This window comes from Bacteroides clarus (genome assembly GCF_015555825.1).
GTDB lineage: Bacteria > Bacteroidota > Bacteroidia > Bacteroidales > Bacteroidaceae > Bacteroides > Bacteroides clarus.
The window spans coordinates 67,335-85,483 of the sequence record NZ_JADNLF010000004.1; the positions used below are offsets into that span (position 1 = coordinate 67,335).

Genomic DNA, 18,149 nt, shown 5'->3' on the forward strand with positions numbered 1-18,149 from the left:
TTTGTGAGAAAAAAAATAATAGATATACATCCTACCGTAACAACTCATCACATTGGGAAAAAATATATATTACTAACAAGCGAAGAAACTAATACAGATCTCACCCAAATAGCTGTAACCCAACTTAAAGCAGGAGAAACAGCAGAAGAACACCTGCACCCCACCATGGAAGAATTCTTCCTGTTTCAAAAGGGAGATGCAATCATGACAGTTAATAAGGAACAAATAGTTTGTAGCAGTGGAGATTTCATCAGTATACCTGCCAATACTTTACACTCACTAAAAGCTGTTACGGACGTTGAAATCATAACTATCGGTTGTGCACTCCGTTAAGATAAGAACAGACATGTTTTGTTCACCTAATAAACAGGAGTAAAACAATCAATACATAGAAGCAGTATTTAATTATGTTAGAGAAAAACGCTAAAATTTTTATAGCCGGTCACCACGGACTGGTAGGTTCGGCTATTTGGAATAACCTGTTGCAAAGAGGATATACAAACCTAGTAGGCCGTTCGCACAAGGAGCTGGACTTGCTGGACGGAGTGGCCGTAAAAAGTTTTTTTGACGAAGAAAAACCGGACGCTGTGGTACTTGCCGCCGCCCATGTAGGGGGAATCATGGCCAACCTGCAATACCGGGCGGATTTCATTTATCAGAACTTGCAGATACAACAGAATGTTATAGGTGAGAGTTTCCGACATGGTGTGAAAAAGCTACTCTTTTTAGGAAGTACCTGCATTTACCCGCGTGAAGCTCCGCAACCGATGAAAGAGGAAGTATTACTGACTTCTCCATTGGAATATACCAATGAACCGTATGCAATTGCAAAAATAGCCGGACTGAAGATGTGCGAAAGTTTCAACCTGCAATACGGAACGAATTACATAGCGGTGATGCCAACCAATCTATACGGTCCGAATGATAATTTCCATTTGGAAAACAGCCATGTGCTGCCTGCCATGATACGTAAGATTTATTTAGCCAAATGCCTGAACGAAGGTAATTGGAATGCGGTAAGGAAAGACATTGATCTGCGCCCGGTAGAAGGTGTGGACGGAAGTTATACCAATGAAGAAATAGTAGCGAAACTGGCAAAATTCGGAATTACACAAGAAGCTGTGACGCTGTGGGGTACAGGAACTCCGCTGCGTGAATTCCTATGGAGTGAGGAAATGGCGGATGCCAGCGTACACGTATTACTGAATGTTGATTTCAAGGATACTTATAATCCGGAAACAAAAGAAATACGTAACTGCCATATCAATGTAGGAACCGGAAAGGAACTCAGCATCAAGGAAGTAGCCGAGAAGATTATGGCTGAAATAGAATTTAAGGGCGAATTAAGATGGGATACAAGCAAACCGGACGGTACGCTGCGCAAACTGACGGATGTAACCAAATTACACAATTTAGGCTGGCACCATAAAGTGGAAATAGACGAAGGTATTCACAGACTGTATCAATGGTATCTGAAAGGTATCTGTATCAACCATAAAACAAACTGAGCCGGATAATACGATTACCGATAAATATATACATTTTCACATTTTTTCTTGCTTATAATATACATTTGACTTAATTTTGCCGCATAAATCATACTTAAATATTAGTGTCTGTCCTATTTACCTTCTGTGTGACAGGCAATAGCGTAGCGTACTCCACGGTAAACACATTTTTCCAATATACATGTTGAAATTAAGAACAGTTTCGCTTCTGGGCTGCAGAAGTGAGCTTGATGCGTTGCCTAAAGGCAAATTGCTGATAAATACAATCAATGCTCACTCGTATAATACAGCTCAGAAAGATACGGCATTTGCCGAAGCATTACTGAAAGGTGATGCCTTGATTCCCGATGGTGCAAGCATTGTATTGGCCTTTAAGTTTTTAAGACATAAAAAGATAGAAAGAATTGCCGGCTGGGATTTATTTCTGCACGAAATGAATAAATTAAACCAAAAAGGCGGTACCTGTTTCTTCTTGGGCAGCAATGACGACACATTAAGGAAAATCAAAGTAAAAGCCGTCAGGCTATATCCCAACATTCAAGTCGAAACCTATTCCCCACCCTACAAAGCTGAATTCTCCGAAAAAGACAACCAACAGATGATAGAAGCCGTAAACCGTGTAAATCCGGATTTACTATGGGTGGGTATGACCGCTCCTAAGCAGGAAAAATGGGCATATACCCATCTGAAAGAGCTGAATGTAAACGGTACGATAGGTACCATAGGCGCCGTATTCGACTTCTTCGCTGAAAACATACAACGCGCTCCATTGTGGTGGCAGGAGCATAGTCTGGAATGGCTGTACCGCCTGATAAAGGAGCCCAAAAGAATGTGGAAAAGGTATATCATAGGCAATACCCTCTTTTTAGGATACTTATTAAAAGAAAAAATATCAAATTAATAAATACACCAAATGAAAAAAGTAGCATTGATTTCCGGTATCACCGGACAGGACGGTTCGTTCCTCGCCGAGTTTTTGATTGAAAAAGGTTATGAAGTTCACGGCATACTGCGCCGTTCGTCTTCTTTCAATACAGGACGTATAGAGCATCTGTATCTGGACGAATGGGTACGTGACATGAAGAAAGACCGTCTGGTAAATCTGCACTACGGAGATATGACGGACAGCAGTTCGTTGATTCGCATCATCCAGCAGGTACAACCGGATGAAATATACAACCTCGCCGCGCAGAGCCATGTAAAAGTGTCTTTCGATGTACCCGAATATACGGCGGAAGCCGATGCGGTAGGTACACTGCGTATGCTGGAAGCCGTACGGATTCTGGGTATGGAGAAGAAGACAAGAATTTATCAGGCTTCTACCTCGGAACTGTTCGGTAAAGTGCAGGAAGTGCCGCAAAAAGAGACCACTCCTTTCTACCCGCGCAGTCCGTACGGTGTAGCCAAGCAGTACGGATTCTGGATTACGAAAAACTACCGCGAGAGTTACGACATGTATGCAGTAAACGGTATTCTCTTCAACCATGAGAGCGAACGCCGCGGCGAAACATTCGTAACCCGCAAAATTACACTGGCAGCCGCACGCATAGCGCAAGGATTCCAGGATAAACTGTATTTAGGAAATCTGGATGCACGCCGTGACTGGGGTTACGCCAAAGATTATGTGGAATGCATGTGGCTTATCCTGCAACATGACAAACCGGAAGATTTCGTGATTGCCACCGGTGAAATGCATACAGTGCGCGAATTTGCCACCCTCGCTTTCAAAGAAGCCGGTATAGAACTGCGCTGGGAAGGTGAAGGCGTGAATGAAAAGGGTATCGATGTGAAAACCGGCAAAGTGTTGGTAGAAGTAGATCCGAAATATTTCCGTCCCTGTGAAGTGGAACAGTTATTGGGTGATCCGACCAAAGCAAAAACATTGCTGGGCTGGAATCCTACAAAAACGAGTTTCCCCGAACTTGTAAGAATCATGGTAGCTCATGATATGAAGTTCGCAAAGAAATTGTATCTGAAAGCACAAATGGAAGAATAAATACATTTTTCTCATTTTCCTTGTTTTGTACAAACAGAATGTATACATTTGTGTCGTTTTTCGTTTTCTTCAATTTGTCTGTCTGTGAAACTATTACCTATGTGACAGGCAAAAGCGTAGCATACTCTCCCGAGGTATAATGCCTATAAAAAAATACTTATTACTATTTTTCCTGTTTTTCTGTTGCACAGTGATACGGGCGCAGTATTCCATGGGAAATACCGGCTTGTTGAACATACCCACGGCGGACATGCAGGAAACAGGTACTTTCATGGGCGGGGCTAATTACCTGCCGGACGGAATGACCCCTTTTAAATTCAATACAGGTAATTACTTCGTTAATATCACGTTTCTATCCATCTTAGAACTGAGTTACAGATGTACGTTATTGAAAACCACCCGGTATGACGGAAAAAGAGGATATTTCCAACAAGACCGTTCAATGACGGCGCGTGTGCGCCCGTTGAAAGAAGGAAAGTATCATCCTTCCATAGTGATAGGTACCAATGACCCGTTCAAAGATATGGGCACCAACTACTTCGCTACCGTTTACGGAGTGCTTACCAAGAGTTTCTCGATAGTGAAAGGCGACAGGCTGGCGCTGACTGCCGGATATTACTTCCCGCTGAACAAACACAGTGTGCAGGACGGACCGTTCGGCGGCATCAGCTACTCTCCCGCCCGATGCAGAGAAATCAGTTTCATGGCGGAATACGACTCCGATGGGTTTAACGTAGGCAGCGCCGTCAGGTTATGGAAGCATTTGTCCGTACATGTTTTTACCAGAGAGTTCAACTGCATAGCAGGCGGAATCAGGTATGAATGTACGCTGATACATTAACGACAAGGCTACCGGTCAGAATGAAAAGAATATACATCGTTGCATTTCTGATGCTACTGTGCACCATGGCAGATGCCCAAATCATGGCGAAGCTGAAGGAAATCGGCATGGAGAATATCCGGTGCGTACAGACGCCGGAAACAACAACAGTGGCTTTTGAGAATAATGTATACCGGGGAACATACACCGGCATAGGAAAAGCCGTTACAGCCTGCCTTGACGGTATACCCGGCGGTAACTTGCAGATGGTGGTACTGGAAAACAGAATCCCCCGTTTATATATCGATATGCCGGACTCACTGGTACATGCCTACAAAAAAGGAGACATCAGCCTTGCGCAAGTATACCAATGGATGCGGATATCCGTTGATACAGACAACGCCATGAAGGTATTGGAGAAAAGCGAAAAACCGGGAAATACCTCGGCATGGAAAGTGGACGTCGTTATTTATCCGGACCTTTTTCTTGAGAACAATACCTTTGATGAGCTTTATACCTATGCGATAAACCTGAATCCGGCAGTGGAGATGGCTCTATGGAAAGGAGCCAAAGCGACCGCACAGGTGATACTTCCCATAGCGACCAATCTGACCGGAGAAATGAAACGGGTACGGCCGGGGATAATCACCATATCGCAGGATGTACGGTTGAAGCATAACTTATTCGGACGTCTCACTGTGGGAAACTTTACCGATAACCGCATAGGCGCCCAACTGGCGATAAAATACCGTACCGACAACGGACGTGCAGAGGTCGGGGCCCAAATGGGAGTAACCGGGTTTTCTGCCGTAACAGCCGATGAGGGTTGGTACATCGGTACCAAAATGCGTGTGAACGCATCGGTCACGGCATCTTATTACGAACCGCATACCAACCTGCAGTTCGACCTGAGCGCCAACCGCTACGTATTTGGCGACTACGGCATAAGAGGTGATTGCACACGGCATTTCGGGGAATATGCAATCGGTCTTTTCGGAATATATACAAGCGGAGAGATAAACGGCGGCTTCCATTTTGCAATCCCTTTGCCCGGAAAGAAATGGAACCGAAAAGGATTCTTCCGGGTGAAACCCGCCGACTATTTTGCATGGACTTACAGCATGGTGGCGCATGGGAAATATATCGACGAACAAATGGGAAAAAGCTATTATACCCGCCCTGACGAAAACAGAAGCGGCGGATTCTACCAACCTGATTATATCCGTTATTTCCTGATTAAGGAAGCGAAGAAAGTTCAATCAAAATCAATAAAATAAATAAATCAAATAAATTAGTTTTTAAAGACAAAATCATGAAACAGAAAAGTTTTTTATTCGGAAGCCTTTTGTTATGCGCAATGGCTTTCAGTACAACCGGTTGTAGTATCGGCGGAGATGACAAAACAAATGAAATTGTAGACGATCCTCTAAAAGATAAAACCGAATACTACATTGTAGGACAAGTGAGCGACAGTAAAGGAGTAGTGGCAAACGCCAAAGTGGAAACCGGCAACGTTTCTGCGACAACAGACAGTAAAGGAGTATATAAACTGACTGTGAACGACGCCACCGCATACAAAGTAAAATTTACAGCAAGCGGCCTGCAGACTTTCGAAGCAGAGACAAGCATCGCATCTTCTGCCAAGAACCGTAGCCAGGTGACCTTGAATGTAAGAATGGCAAAAGAGATTGTATATGATGAGAATCATACCGAAACCGCAACACCTGCTGCTGATGCGGTAGTTACAGCACCGAACATTGTAGACACCAATGCCGATCCTGCCACTATCACTATTCCGGAAGGTACGGTAACACAAGATACAAAAGTTGCGGCGGTTGTATATGAAGAAGCTAAAATCGCTACAGGAAATGAGACTCAAGTACCGGTAAGCAATGTAGCCATTAAAACAGAGCCGGCCGATATGGTGGCTAAACAAGCTGTTACCATCGCCGTGAATAACCTTGCTGATGATGCGACGGACGGTTATTTCGATACCGATTATATGTCTGCCGTTAAAAAAGACGAAGTTGCTACAAGAGCGGACAAATCTTTAGGTAAACCGGTATTCAACGCCGGGGACAACAGATATGAAATCACCATCCCTGCCGGAGAAAAAATAGCAGGAAAGTATGAGATGAATGTGAAATTCGACAAAAGCAGCAAAACATCGGGTACCGTGGAATACAATGCCGTGAACGGAAAAAGCGAAGTGTTGAAACTGGAAAACAGAGAATTCAATGCCATGACCGGTGTGAAACTGAATGTAACGGTGAAAAACGGCTGGACATACACCACTTCTCCGGCCACGGCATTGGCTGCCAAAGGAGCTTCTCAAAAACTGGCCGCCGCAATAGAGCGATACATCGAACTGCAGGAAGGTAAGGAAGGCGTATATGAAACAGCAACCGAACTGACTACCAACATCAGCGGTAACCACGTATTGTATTACGGAAACAAAGCCAACATCCTGGCAAAGACTTACACATTCCATGTCATGATTAACGGCCAAAGCACTCCGGTGGAAGTTAACTTGAACAGCTACAACGGATACACGGAAGAATATACCAACGGCCCCATCAGCCAACACTCCGGCGGTAGTACCGGTAAATAACCGCATACATGAGAGTTAATCAAAACTATTATTTAAATAACACATACCTATGAGTTTACGTAATTTTTTATCAAGTAGAACCGGAAAACGTTTTTACAACTTTTGCTATTGTTGGGGTGCTTGTCTGGTAATTCTAGGTGCCATCTCCAAAATCGGTGATTTCCCATACGGTAACATACTTTTGGGTATAGGCCTGTACACCGAAGTATTTATCTTCTTCATCTCAGGATTCGACGAACCCACCAGAGAATATAAATGGGAAAGAGTATTTCCTATCCTGAACGACAAACTGGCGAATACCGACCCGAAAGTTGCTTCCGTGAACTTCAAACTGTCCGGAAACGGTGAAAACTATAAACAGGAAATGGCTAAGCTGGAAGAGAACGTGAGAGCATTGAACGAAGCCCATGAAGCCCAGTTGAAACAAGTGAAGCAACAAATGGACCTGCTGAACAAACAATACAAACAAATGCAGGATACAATGAACGTAAAAACAACAAAGTAAAATAGCTGTTATGTCAAAATATGTAATGCCGCCAAGGCAAAAAATGATTAACCTGATATATATCATCTTAATCGCTATATTGGCCATCCATATATCTAAAGATGCCATAGAGGGTTATGATATCATCAGCAATGACTACCGCCCGCAAATAGCACAGCTCCAAACATACAACGAAGAATTAAGAGTACGCCTGGAGCAGGAAAAGCCGGAAGTCACGGGACAGGTACAATCTGTCAAAGAGAAAACCAATGCCATTCGGCAAGAGTTGAACGACCTGAAAGAAAACATCATACGGACAGCCGATAAAGACGAATATCAGAGCGGTATCCTCAAGAACCGCGATAACGAAAAGGCGACTCCTGATGTACTCCTCAGCAACAAACGGGGTAATAATCTTAAAAACAGCATCGCAACCTACAAGCAGGAAATGGAAAGCATGCTTGCCGGTGACGCGCAGAAAAAACTCGTAAGCAGTTATATGAACATCACTCCTCAAACCGACAACGCTTCATGGGAAGAGGAAACGTTCTCGCATCTGACTGCCAATGCAGGTATCACCATGCTTGACAAAATGGAGATGGAATTGCTGAGCTGCGAAAAGGAAGTGTTGCTCGCCATGACAAACGGAACGGGAATACAGGCTTCGGAAGCAACCCCGGAAGCCGGCAAACCTCAAAAGGAAGCCGAAAAAGAAGCTGAAAAGGAACCGGCAGAGCTTTCGGATAACCAAATCTTCGTAAACGGAGTACCTACCGACATCCTGGCCGACGGAACCCTGAAGAAGCCTTTTGTACAAATGGCTCCCGAAGCCGCCGTATTATACAAAGGATACGACAATAAGCTGCAACTGACGAGCATCGGTATTCCTCAAGAGCAACTGAAAGTTTCCATGAAGAACGGTAAGGTAGTGATGCGCAACAACCGCTACATCGCCCTGCCCGACAACAACAGCCGTACCGCCGTCATTACCGTGAGCGATGGAGCCGATGTATTGGCACGTTATGAATACGAGGTCAGAAATCTGCCCGCTCCGCAACCTTACCTCTCTTATTCCCATAACGGTAAAAACACGTTATACAAGGGTGATGTACCTCTTGGCAAAAGTCATTTGCTCGGCATGAACGAACTGGCGGCGCAAGCCAATGAAGGCCCTCAGGTGAAATATAAAGTCGTATCTTTCGAAACGGTATTCATCGAAGCCGGAAGCAACAAGGTTATTACCCTTAAAAACAAAGGTAACAAATTCTCCGGCGAGCAGAAGAAAGCCATCGAACAGTTACAGGCAGGTGATAAATTCTACATCACATCCATTACCGTGTCCGGCGGACAAAAGACAGATGAGCAAATCGGCTCTATCAACGTAGTACTCTATTAAAAAAGTAAAGTTATGAAATTTGGATTTAAACACATTATATTGGCTGCTGCGCTGATGAGTGCCGGTAGTCTTACTGCACAGGAACAAAATGACAAAACATCGTTCCAAAAGTACAACTGGTTCGTAACCGGAGCCGTTAACGGAGAATGGCTGTCCAATACTACCGGAAACATGATTGTCGGCGGCAAAGTGGGAGCCGGTATCCAACTGACCCGCTACTCGGCATTCCGCATCAACGCGTTTGCCGGAAAGAACCGTGTAAAGACCATGCGCGCCCAGCAATACGGAGCCGAATTGGACTATATGCTGACCTTGGTGGGAAATAAAGGATACCAGCCTTTCAACCTGGCGGCTATCGTCGGAGCCAGCTACAACTACTTCAACACGAACAAGCTCGACATCGATAACAAGAACGTCAGCTCCATCGGTGGAAAGATAGCGTTACAGGCGTCATACAACCTGAACAGAAAGCTCAGCCTATTCATTGAACCTTCGTTTACCATCCTGCCCAAATACTACAAGGGCAAAGACGCCGATGACGTATTTGTACAATCCGGCGTGAATATCGGTGTCACATACAGCTTCAAAGACAAGTACAAAACATCCCGGAAGGCTAAGAATGAGGCTTTCGCCGACAAAACCGACATACAGGAAATCAAAGACAAGATGAACCGTATGCTGGAAGAAATCAAGCAACTGAAACAGGAATCGCAGAACACTCAAAAGGTGAAAGCAGGAAAGAACATCGTTATCGAGCCTGCCCAACAGAAAGGTATCATTTCCGTAGATATCCACTTTGACGAGTTCAGTTCCTTCATCAGCGAAGAGCAAGCCGGCAAGCTGAACAATATCGGCGAATGGATGACCGAGAATCCTGCCGTTATCAAGATTGTAGCATTCAGCAATGACGTAAAGGACAAGAAAGCCGAAACCGAACTGCGCAACAAACGCACGGAAGCCATCAAGAAAATGTTGGTAGAGAAGTACAACATCGCTCCCGAAAGAATTGCATCCGCCGCTCCCGAATCCATGGGCTATGCAAACAAGACCGGAAACAACGCGATGATTATCTTCATTCCGAGCAACTTATAAACAGAAATTCACTTCTATGACTATCGCCATTGATTTTGACGGCACAATCGTAGAACACCGATACCCTAAAATCGGAAACGAAATACCTTTCGCCATCGATACGCTGAAAATGCTGATTAAGGCTCATCATCGGCTGATACTATGGACCGTACGTGAGGGGAAACTGCTGGAAGAGGCTGTGGAATGGTGCAGGGAACGGGGCGTGGAATTTTATGCCATCAACCGTGACTACCCCGAAGAGGACACCGCCCATCATGGTTTCTCGCGCAAAGTAAAAGCGGACATCTTCATCGACGACCGCAACTTGGGCGGCCTGCCCGACTGGGGAGACATCTACCGCATGGTTCAGGAGAAGCTGACGTACGAGGAGCTGTATCGTGACAATGATAAAACTCCCCCCTCAAAAAAAGGCGGACTCTGGAGTTTCCTCAAAAAGTAACCGTTTTTTTGACTTATGTCAAATCGTACTCCGAAAAGACTCTTTAAATTTGCAGCGTCATTTAGAAAACGATAGAGTAAATTAGTTTTTATAAGAGAGAGATTAGTTTTTAGGGTACACTAAAAAAATTAGGCAACATCTGTTAACAGATGTTGCCTTTTTTGTTATATTTGTGCCTAATGAAAAACAACACCCATATCACGCCGTTTGCAATCAGCCTGTTCTCCCTGCTTTTCCTTAGCGCTTGCAAAGATAATCCTCCCAAGGAAGGCCTACACCTGCCCCAAGAATTATTCAGAGAAGGAGACATCGTATTCAGAAGAGGCACCGGATTCACCAGCCGCATAGTGCTGGCAGCCGACAGCGAGGGAAGATACTCGCATACCGGCATCCTGAAGAAAGAGCGCGGAGCGTGGTACGTGATACACGCCGTTCCCGGCGAACCGGACTTTAAGGGAGATGCGGACAGGATAAAGATGGAACCCGTCGAACGGTTCTTCGATGCGGGGAAAGCCGCGCGGGGTGCCGTGATGCATGTGCAAGCAGACTCCGCCCTTGCATGCAGAGCCGCCCGAAGCGCACTCGGACTTTTCCGCAAACACCTGTTGTTCGACCATGACTACGACTTGAACGATACCACCGAGATGTATTGCACGGAACTCATCGACTATGTGTACCGGAAAGAAGGGATAGACCTGTCCGAAGGCCGAACCACTTCCGTCAACATCCCCGGCATGAGCGGTGACTATCTGATGCCGAACGATATTGCGCAGAGCGGACGCCTCTGTTTGATATACTGTTTTTAAAACACACATTATTCACTTAAAACAAAAAACGTATGAAAAAAGTATTCTACTTCACCATGATGGTAATGGCAGTCTTCGTAATGGCGGCTTGCTCTTCTTCTCCAAGCACTCCGGGCGACGCGTTGAAAAAGTACAGCGGGTATCTGCAAAGCGGCGATTATGAGAATTTCGTAGAAGGACTGGCTTTCGACGACAGTCAGGATGCCGCCAAGGTAAAGGAACAAAAAGAAGCGCTGGTATCCATGCTCAAAGAAAAAGTATCGAAGGAATACGAGAAGAAAGGCGGCATAAAGGACATCGAAATCCTCTCGGAACAAGTGGCCGAGGACGGCAATACCGCTGTGGTAAAGACCAAATACACTTACGGCAACGGCGAGACCGAAGAGGGTGAGCAGCAAATGGTGAAGAAAGACGGCAAATGGCTGATGTCCATAGGAAAGTAAAGCCCGGACAGCCCTGAAAAGATACCGGACAGCATACGGAGTAAAGGAAGGAATTCCTCTGCCGCAGCTGTCCGGATTTTATTTAGCTGTCTGTCGTTTTATATAGAAATCTTATCTCAGTAAAGTTCGTGCCGCCCCACTTCCTCAAAGAGCGTCGCCAGTTTCTCAATGACCGGTTTCAGATACCGCCCGCCTTTCTCCGCGGACGCCTTTCCGGGATTGCCCACCCCGCTATCCACAGTGGCTTTGTCCCAATGGCGGGGCGCCCACGCCACCTTTTCATTCAGCGAGGCAATGGCAAACGGACGGGAGTCTCCGTTACCGGCCTCATCAAGATTCACCAGCTCGGGATGATAGTACATCATGGCCGAAGTCTCCGATTCACCGGCATGGTCGTCTATGGCGGCCTCGAAATAGCCCTTGGTGGGAACGATGCCGAACCAGTCCGTCGCCAGAATCAGGAAATCGGGATAGACGAAAGCAAGGTCGCGAATCATTCCTTTGAAATTATTCCCGCCGTGACCGCTGATGATAATCAGCTTGCGGATGCCCTGCGCGTGAAGGGAAGCCACAATATCTTCCAAGATGGCCTGCTGGGTGGCGTAACGGGTATGGATGCAGAAAGGAAGTTCCCGCTGTCCGGGATTGTGGGCGCCGAAAGGTACGGGCGGCATCACCATGCAGCGCACGCCGGAACGTTCCAACGCCAAAGCGGCGGCATCCACGGCAATGTCATGCGGCAGGATGCAGTCCGTGAGATACGGCAGATGCAGGTTATGCGGCTCGGTGGCTCCCCAGGGAAGAATCACAACGTCATACTTCACGTCTTTCACCTTTCCATAGCAGGAAACGGTAAGGTCTATTTCTCTTTTTTCCATAGCTGTTATCTTTAGAAATTACTGCTTCCGGTATTCCTTGGGCGAGAGGCCGGTATGATGCTTAAAGTATTTGCCGAAGAACGACTGATTGGCGAAGTGCAACTCGTCGGCTATCTCCTGAATGCTCTGCTCGGACGATTTCAGCATGGCTTTCGCTTCCAGAATCACCAAGCTGTCAATCCACTCGCCCGCCGTCTTTCCACTCACCTCTTTCACCACGGTGGAAAGATGCTTAGGGGTAAGGAACATCTTGTCGGCATAATAAGACACGCTCCTCTCCTCTTTATAGTGTTCGGAAACATACCGTATGAAGCGTTCAAACAAATCTTCCTTGCGGCTTTTCGGAGTACGCTCCTTAGCGGTATGCCCCTGATAGATGTCGTATATCTCGTAGAACAGAGCCAGCAACAATCCTTGCGTAATCTCCTTGCGGTACGGGTTGTCTTTCAGCTTCACCTTGCTCCACAGGAAAGAGTGATATTCCTCGAACGCCTGCAACTCGTCGGCGGTGATATCGATGCAAGGCCGCTCCTTTATCATGAAGAACATGGGAAACAACTGCTGCATGGTAGGTATCACCAAATCCATGAAATCTCTGGACACCGCTATAAAGCTGCCGGAGAAATCATCGGAACGTTCACCCTGCTGCACTATTTGCTCGGGCAGGATGATACAAAGCACTCCCTCTTTCATTTCATATTCCTGCAGGTTGATGTTCATCTTACACCGGCCTTTCCGGCAGACAGCAAGGCAGGCGGCGTTCAGGCGCGTAGGATATGGCGTAAAAGGAATATCCCTTATATCATCAAAAATAGCGAAATCATTGCCGATAGAGTCAATCATGGGCAGATGCTGTATTCCGGAGATATCAACGTTGCGTATCTGTTTTGTATTCATTGTTCTTGTGCTTTGCCGGCAAATATAGGATTATTCACGGAATTATTAATTTAAAAATCGTGAATGTTATCCTAATTCATTATTTTAAAGCCGATAAAGAACGTACGCGGCTGTGTAGGTCCGTAAAAATAACCGGCATCGCGAAACTCTCCCTTATCCAAATCCTTCTGGAAACTGTTGAAAATGTTTTGCACGCCCGTATTCAACTGAAACTTGATATGGTCGTGCAGCACGAAGGTATAGTTCAGCTTCAGATTGAGGTCGAAGAAGTGGGGCGTATTCTCCATGCGGTCTTTCTCGATATACCCGGCATAGTGCGGCACAATCATCTTGCCCGTATACGTGCCCGACAGAGAGAAGTCGAAATTCTTCACCGGGGCGGACGAGAACGTAAAGTAGCCGTAATAGTCGGGCGTGCGGGGCATACGTTTGGTGGTCAGGTCTTCACCGTCCACCTGCGTCCAAACCTCTTCCCGGGTATAGCGGCTGCGCTGCGCGGTAAAGCCCAGCTGGAACTGCGCTTCCTTGCCATGGGCAATCTTGGCGTCGAGGTTGGCGCCGTACACACGGGCGCCGTTACCGTTACGGCGCTCCTTAATCACATCGCCCATATCGTTCTTGCCGATGTCCTCGAGCACGAATACATGGCGCAGGTCGGTATAGAAACCCTCTACGAGGATATTGGCCTGCCAGTGTCCCAGCCGGGTGGTCCAGTCCACCGAACCGCTGTAACTGTTGGAACGCTCCTCGCGCAGGTTGTCCGCCAGCTTGATTTGCACGCCTTCACCGCCGACCGCGGTCACATGCAGGTCTTCGTCGTACGCTTGCGGCGCGCGGAAACCGGTGGAGTACGTCAGGCGCGCCTGAAAATCCTCGGCGGGCTTATAAAGCAGGTTGACGCGGGGACTGAATATCAGCTTGTCTATCAGGTTGTGCTTATCCAAACGGGCGCCTACGAGCATGGTCAGCACATTCATCTTCCACTCGTTCTGCACGAAGGCGCTGGCGATGCGTACATCCTGCCGCATGTCGCGGTGATAGCCCGTCATGACATCGTGCATGGAGTTGTTCTGATACTCCAGTCCGCCCGTAAAGGTGGCGGGGGCGAAGAGGCAGTTGTCCATATTGCCTACGTACATGCCGCCTGCCACCCAGGTCAGGTCGTTCGTCTTGCCGTAGGCGTTCATATCCTTCTGCGCGCCGTAGTAGCTGTTGCGGTCGGTGTGCTGGATAGAGCCGTACAACGATATTTTATGCTTATACTCGCGCCAGAAGAGGTCGTAGCTCAGTCCGCCGCTGTTGATGATGTGCCTGGTCTGCTCGGTGATGTCCGTTTCGTGCGGCTGAAGGTCGAACTTGTTGCCGCCGCGGCGGAATTCGTTGGTAGTGTGATACTCCAGGTTGATGCGGCTGAAATGCGTGGGACGGTAATAGGCGCGGAAGCCGAAAGTATTCATGTTCAGCTTGCCCAGTTCGGAGAAACCGTCACCGTCGCGGTCGTAAGGATTGCGGTTGCGGTAGCTTTCGTAGAGGGCGATTCCATAGGAATTGTCTTTGGCCACCAGAGAGACGTTCCCGCCCATGTACTGCTCCCAGGACTTGCCGTCCATATTGGAGAACATGCTCGATACCTGGAAGGAGTTGTTGATGGGGTCTTTGGTGATGATATTGATGGTTCCGCCCACGGCATTGGCGCCGAACAACGCCGAACCGCCGCCGCGCACTACCTCTACCCTTTCAATCATATTCACCGGTATCTGCTCCAAGCCGTACACCCCGCTCAGCGCGCTGATGATGGGACGGCTGTTAATCAGGATTTGCGAGTAAGGGCCTTCCAGACCGTTGATACGCACTTGGGGGAAACCGCAGTTCTGGCAGTTGTTTTCCACACGCAAGCCCGACTGGTAGTTGAGCGTTTTGGCGAGGTCGGTGGAGTTCACCATTTCGAAGAGCTTGGCGCTCATCACGTTCACCACCACAGGAGCCGCCTTCCGGCTTACCTCATTGCGATTGGCGGAAACCACAACTTCATCGGTCATGAAGCTTTCTTCCTGCAACTGGAAATGTACCACCGCCGTAAAGTCCTTGTTGACTTCAATCTCTTTTTCCTGCGTCTTATAGCCTACCGCAGAGACGCGCAACGTATACTTACCGGCCGGCAGGTTCTTGAACTCAAACTGGCCTTCTTCGTTGGATACCGTTCCCTGTCCGCTGCCCACAATCAAAACGGTGGCATACGGTATGTTCTCTTCCGAACCTTTCACAAGGACATGGCCGGAAATCATATTGCCTTCCCTAATCGGGTTTGCGGCAATAGCCGCGCCGATACTCACCACGGTAAGCATCAACACCAATATATAATGTTTCATTTGAATAATCGCTTTTATTTCTGTTACAGATTCAGCTCATACGGGCTGACCTTCAACATTTACTCTTTAAAAAATCAGTTGTTTAACGGTACCATTCCGGTATCAACCGTAGGTACGGCAAATACCAAGCGTTGGTACGGCGAATACCAAGCATTGGTACGACAGATACCAAACGTTGGTACGACAGATACCAAACGTTGGTACAACGAATACCAAGCGTTGGTACGGCAAATACCGGACGTTGGTACAGACAATATCAAAGGGTAACGGAATAAGGGGGAGCGCGGAGAGAAATCATCCGATACGCTTTTCCCTTGATGACGGACGTATCGGTTTCGTTTTCCACCACCCGCAGCAAAGAACGCATCGGGTGTTGTATTTCGCTGCAATCCGGTTTGTCCGAACTGAAGTGCGACAACAAACCGATAGCAATCAGCGAAGTAGCGGAGTGTGAATGTTGGTTATGAAAAGGGTGAGAGTGGGTAATCAATACCCCGTTGACGTAATGGACGTGAGTAAACGCCGTTACGCTTGCCTGGTACCCTACAAAGAGTACCAGCAAGCATAATGCGTATATGGTTCTTTTAATCCTTTTCACGTCTTATTATCCGCCTTTTGACTTTAAGGCCGCAAAGTTAGTAATTATTCCTGAACTTTACCAAACAAGAACTCATAATCACGTTTGGAAGCGGGAACAGCCCACTCCTCGGGAACAAATTTCCACTGGCCGAGCGCACGGGGTTCGATTACTTTCTTTCCCTCGATGTACTGCATCAGGTAGTAGCGCAAATCCTTGTCGGTAGAGCTGACGATACGCTCTTTCAGTTCATCCTGCGGAATGCCGGCGCCTTTTGTCAGCAGCTCCCCGCCGCCGTTGCCGCGGTAAGAGTTCAGGGCTACCGTGTACATCTTATTCATATCGAACGGAATACCGTCCGCCATGCTGAGAATGGTTACTTTCCGGCCGCTCGGCTTCGTAACGTCCACCGTGTAGATGATGCCTGCGGCGGAGTCGAAGTTGAAACTGAAATTCTTGAAAGCGGCTCTGTCCGCCGCACCTTCACGGGGCTTGTCGCGGAACAGCAGGATATGGTCGTCGGGAGAAGTCATGCGGTTCGTCCAAAGGTCGTAGGACATCTCCAAAGCGTCGTGCACTTCCTTACCCGAGAGCTTCATGGTGTAGAGCATGTTCTCGTACTTGTACAGGTTGAACATATCGTACACGTAAACGTCCCCTTCCTTTATCCGGGTGTCGTATGACAGAGGGGCGGCCAGCGAAATCTCGGCGCCGCTGATATTCAGTTGCAAGGTATGGATAAGGTCGATGAAGGCGGACGAACCGAAATAGGCGGGACGGGTGGAGATGGTTTCCGTGAAACGCCCTATCTTCTTCGATACGAAATCCTGAATGGTGGCGTACTGTGACGCGAAATGTTTCATAAACTCGTCGCTGACGCCGTATGCTCCGGTTTCGGTCAGCACGCCGTCAATCTTCTTGTCCGTGACCTTGCCGTCGCGCAGCGTCACGGTGATGTCTATGTCGCTCACCACCACACCGTTGCTGGCGGGGTCGATAACCAGTACGGAGTCGCCTGCGATGTTCCGCACTTTCTTACATTCGCGGGCGTGGTCGTGTCCCATCAGTACGATATCGAAGCCCGGAACATTGCGGGCTACGTCCAGCGAGGCGTTCTCCCGGTACTTGCCGCCCATCAGCAGGGCGTCCTGTCCGGCATGGAACATGCCGATTACGATGTCGGGACGCTCCTTTTCACGGATTATCTTCATCCACTTGCGCGCCGTTTCTTCCATGTCGTCAAAGCGGAGCCCTTTCCACAGGTTCTCGGACAGCCACACCGGAATGGCGGGGGTTATCATGCCGAGGACGACAATCCTCACTCCGTCGCGTTCGAGCGTCACGTACGGCGGGAAGTGGGTTTTGCCCGTAGCCGTTTCGATGATGTTAGCGCCCAGTACGGGAGCATGGCAGTCGCCCGCCCAACGGTCGAACACGGCGCGTCCCGTTTCCACGTCGTGGTTGCCCATGTTGCCGGCGTTATATCCCATGAAGTTCAGCATCTCGGCCGCTACGTGGGGAGATACCGTATCTATATAATTGTAATAATAGGCGGTGGGCTGCCCTTGCAGGATATCGCCGTTATCCAGCAGAATCAGATTGTCCTTATACGTCTCACGCTCTTTCTGCACGAAAGCGTACACGCGTGCCAGACTTCCGACGGCATCCCGTTGGAGAATGAAATCACGGGGATAAAAGTTCCCGTGTATGTCACTGGTCTGCACTATTTTCAATTTCACTTCTTTATCCTGCGCGGCAACCGTGCCGATAAGCAGGAAAATACATACAAAACAACAAGTCAGCTTTTTCATATATCTTTGGTTTATCATATAG

19 protein-coding genes are annotated in these 18,149 nt (G+C 47.7%); 14 read left to right on the forward strand and 5 right to left on the reverse strand.

All coding sequences use genetic code 11. The features are described from left to right. Nucleotides 1–3: 3 nt before the first annotated feature. The 13 genes from I2F54_RS16285 (at nucleotide 4) to I2F54_RS06020 (ending at nucleotide 11,595) form a co-directional block, all read left to right on the forward strand. Complete coding sequence (locus I2F54_RS16285; RefSeq protein WP_195500731.1) at nucleotides 4–333, forward strand: cupin domain-containing protein; 330 nt, start codon at nucleotides 4–6, stop codon at nucleotides 331–333. Between the two features lie 74 nt (nucleotides 334–407). After that, entirely contained in the window at nucleotides 408–1,508 is a 1,101-nt protein-coding gene (locus I2F54_RS05965; RefSeq protein WP_195500732.1) for a GDP-L-fucose synthase family protein, read from the forward strand. A gap of 181 nt (nucleotides 1,509–1,689) precedes the next feature. Next, a complete protein-coding gene (locus I2F54_RS05970) occupies nucleotides 1,690–2,409 on the forward strand; it encodes a WecB/TagA/CpsF family glycosyltransferase (RefSeq protein ID WP_195500733.1) in 720 nt (239 codons plus the stop codon). Nucleotides 2,410–2,421: 12 nt separating this feature from the next. Beyond that, entirely contained in the window at nucleotides 2,422–3,504 is a 1,083-nt protein-coding gene (gmd, locus tag I2F54_RS05975) for a GDP-mannose 4,6-dehydratase (RefSeq protein WP_195500734.1), read from the forward strand. 139 nt (nucleotides 3,505–3,643) lie between these two features. Continuing rightward, complete coding sequence (locus I2F54_RS05980; RefSeq protein WP_195500735.1) at nucleotides 3,644–4,345, forward strand: YjbH domain-containing protein; 702 nt, start codon at nucleotides 3,644–3,646, stop codon at nucleotides 4,343–4,345. Between the two features lie 20 nt (nucleotides 4,346–4,365). Further along, nucleotides 4,366–5,601 carry a YjbH domain-containing protein gene (locus I2F54_RS05985; RefSeq protein ID WP_195500736.1) on the forward strand — a complete coding sequence of 412 codons (1,236 nt, stop codon included), beginning with the start codon at nucleotides 4,366–4,368 and terminating at the stop codon, nucleotides 5,599–5,601. Nucleotides 5,602–5,636: 35 nt separating this feature from the next. Further along, nucleotides 5,637–6,935, forward strand: a complete 1,299-nt coding sequence (locus I2F54_RS05990; protein WP_195500737.1) for a carboxypeptidase-like regulatory domain-containing protein — start codon at nucleotides 5,637–5,639, stop codon at nucleotides 6,933–6,935. Between the two features lie 49 nt (nucleotides 6,936–6,984). After that, nucleotides 6,985–7,440: a type IX secretion system motor protein PorL/GldL gene (gene porL / locus I2F54_RS05995; protein ID WP_009120683.1), complete on the forward strand. Its 456-nt coding sequence runs from the start codon at nucleotides 6,985–6,987 to the stop codon at nucleotides 7,438–7,440. A 10-nt stretch (nucleotides 7,441–7,450) separates the two neighbouring features. Further along, complete coding sequence (gene porM, locus I2F54_RS06000; protein WP_195500738.1) at nucleotides 7,451–8,815, forward strand: type IX secretion system motor protein PorM/GldM; 1,365 nt, start codon at nucleotides 7,451–7,453, stop codon at nucleotides 8,813–8,815. Nucleotides 8,816–8,827: 12 nt separating this feature from the next. Next, nucleotides 8,828–9,907, forward strand: a complete 1,080-nt coding sequence (locus tag I2F54_RS06005) for an OmpA family protein (protein WP_195500739.1) — start codon at nucleotides 8,828–8,830, stop codon at nucleotides 9,905–9,907. 16 nt (nucleotides 9,908–9,923) lie between these two features. Further along, complete coding sequence (locus I2F54_RS06010; RefSeq protein ID WP_129619054.1) at nucleotides 9,924–10,346, forward strand: BT0820 family HAD-type phosphatase; 423 nt, start codon at nucleotides 9,924–9,926, stop codon at nucleotides 10,344–10,346. A gap of 179 nt (nucleotides 10,347–10,525) precedes the next feature. Next, nucleotides 10,526–11,152 (forward strand): C40 family peptidase, encoded by a 627-nt coding sequence (locus tag I2F54_RS06015; RefSeq protein WP_009120679.1) that lies wholly within the window; start codon nucleotides 10,526–10,528, stop codon nucleotides 11,150–11,152. Nucleotides 11,153–11,184: 32 nt separating this feature from the next. Next, entirely contained in the window at nucleotides 11,185–11,595 is a 411-nt protein-coding gene (locus I2F54_RS06020; protein WP_009120678.1) for a DUF4878 domain-containing protein, read from the forward strand. Between the two features lie 116 nt (nucleotides 11,596–11,711). Here I2F54_RS06020 and I2F54_RS06025 read toward each other — a convergent pair whose 3' ends face one another. The 3 genes from I2F54_RS06025 to I2F54_RS06035 all read right to left on the reverse strand — a co-directional run bounded on the left by I2F54_RS06025 (nucleotide 11,712) and on the right by I2F54_RS06035 (nucleotide 15,739). Next, nucleotides 11,712–12,473 carry a creatininase family protein gene (locus I2F54_RS06025; protein ID WP_039950263.1) on the reverse strand — a complete coding sequence of 254 codons (762 nt, stop codon included), beginning with the start codon at nucleotides 12,471–12,473 and terminating at the stop codon, nucleotides 11,712–11,714. 18 nt (nucleotides 12,474–12,491) lie between these two features. Next, nucleotides 12,492–13,370 (reverse strand): helix-turn-helix domain-containing protein, encoded by an 879-nt coding sequence (locus I2F54_RS06030; protein ID WP_195500740.1) that lies wholly within the window; start codon nucleotides 13,368–13,370, stop codon nucleotides 12,492–12,494. A 71-nt stretch (nucleotides 13,371–13,441) separates the two neighbouring features. Beyond that, nucleotides 13,442–15,739 (reverse strand): TonB-dependent receptor, encoded by a 2,298-nt coding sequence (locus I2F54_RS06035; protein ID WP_195500741.1) that lies wholly within the window; start codon nucleotides 15,737–15,739, stop codon nucleotides 13,442–13,444. On the opposite strand from I2F54_RS06035, the gene I2F54_RS06040 reads away from it, so the two are divergent. Then, nucleotides 15,731–16,006: a hypothetical protein gene (locus I2F54_RS06040; protein ID WP_195500742.1), complete on the forward strand. Its 276-nt coding sequence runs from the start codon at nucleotides 15,731–15,733 to the stop codon at nucleotides 16,004–16,006. The two genes, I2F54_RS06035 and I2F54_RS06040, sit on opposite strands and share 9 nt — an antisense overlap. Here the strand turns inward: I2F54_RS06040 and I2F54_RS06045 are convergent. Further along, a complete protein-coding gene (locus tag I2F54_RS06045; protein ID WP_022218365.1) occupies nucleotides 15,996–16,337 on the reverse strand; it encodes a hypothetical protein in 342 nt (113 codons plus the stop codon). The genes I2F54_RS06040 and I2F54_RS06045 overlap by 11 nt on opposite strands. Before the next feature lie 44 nt (nucleotides 16,338–16,381). Further along, nucleotides 16,382–18,127, reverse strand: a complete 1,746-nt coding sequence (locus tag I2F54_RS06050) for a bifunctional metallophosphatase/5'-nucleotidase (RefSeq protein WP_195500743.1) — start codon at nucleotides 18,125–18,127, stop codon at nucleotides 16,382–16,384. Nucleotides 18,128–18,149: the final 22 nt, after the last annotated feature.

What these genes read in the sequence shown, in the direction of transcription:
- I2F54_RS06035 (WP_195500741.1), bottom strand. Translation starts at nt 15,739, where the DNA reads ATGAAACATTATATATTGGTGTTGATGCTTACCGTGGTGAGTATCGGC.
- porL (WP_009120683.1), top strand. Translation starts at nt 6,985, where the DNA reads ATGAGTTTACGTAATTTTTTATCAAGTAGAACCGGAAAACGTTTTTAC.
- I2F54_RS06025 (WP_039950263.1), bottom strand. Translation starts at nt 12,473, where the DNA reads ATGGAAAAAAGAGAAATAGACCTTACCGTTTCCTGCTATGGAAAGGTG.
- I2F54_RS05990 (WP_195500737.1), top strand. Translation starts at nt 5,637, where the DNA reads ATGAAACAGAAAAGTTTTTTATTCGGAAGCCTTTTGTTATGCGCAATG.
- I2F54_RS06010 (WP_129619054.1), top strand. Translation starts at nt 9,924, where the DNA reads ATGACTATCGCCATTGATTTTGACGGCACAATCGTAGAACACCGATAC.
- I2F54_RS05985 (WP_195500736.1), top strand. Translation starts at nt 4,366, where the DNA reads ATGAAAAGAATATACATCGTTGCATTTCTGATGCTACTGTGCACCATG.
- I2F54_RS06040 (WP_195500742.1), top strand. Translation starts at nt 15,731, where the DNA reads ATGTTTCATTTGAATAATCGCTTTTATTTCTGTTACAGATTCAGCTCA.
- I2F54_RS05965 (WP_195500732.1), top strand. Translation starts at nt 408, where the DNA reads ATGTTAGAGAAAAACGCTAAAATTTTTATAGCCGGTCACCACGGACTG.
- porM (WP_195500738.1), top strand. Translation starts at nt 7,451, where the DNA reads ATGTCAAAATATGTAATGCCGCCAAGGCAAAAAATGATTAACCTGATA.
- I2F54_RS06015 (WP_009120679.1), top strand. Translation starts at nt 10,526, where the DNA reads ATGAAAAACAACACCCATATCACGCCGTTTGCAATCAGCCTGTTCTCC.
- I2F54_RS06030 (WP_195500740.1), bottom strand. Translation starts at nt 13,370, where the DNA reads ATGAATACAAAACAGATACGCAACGTTGATATCTCCGGAATACAGCAT.
- I2F54_RS05980 (WP_195500735.1), top strand. Translation starts at nt 3,644, where the DNA reads ATGCCTATAAAAAAATACTTATTACTATTTTTCCTGTTTTTCTGTTGC.
- gmd (WP_195500734.1), top strand. Translation starts at nt 2,422, where the DNA reads ATGAAAAAAGTAGCATTGATTTCCGGTATCACCGGACAGGACGGTTCG.
- I2F54_RS06050 (WP_195500743.1), bottom strand. Translation starts at nt 18,127, where the DNA reads ATGAAAAAGCTGACTTGTTGTTTTGTATGTATTTTCCTGCTTATCGGC.
- I2F54_RS06005 (WP_195500739.1), top strand. Translation starts at nt 8,828, where the DNA reads ATGAAATTTGGATTTAAACACATTATATTGGCTGCTGCGCTGATGAGT.
- I2F54_RS06020 (WP_009120678.1), top strand. Translation starts at nt 11,185, where the DNA reads ATGAAAAAAGTATTCTACTTCACCATGATGGTAATGGCAGTCTTCGTA.
- I2F54_RS05970 (WP_195500733.1), top strand. Translation starts at nt 1,690, where the DNA reads ATGTTGAAATTAAGAACAGTTTCGCTTCTGGGCTGCAGAAGTGAGCTT.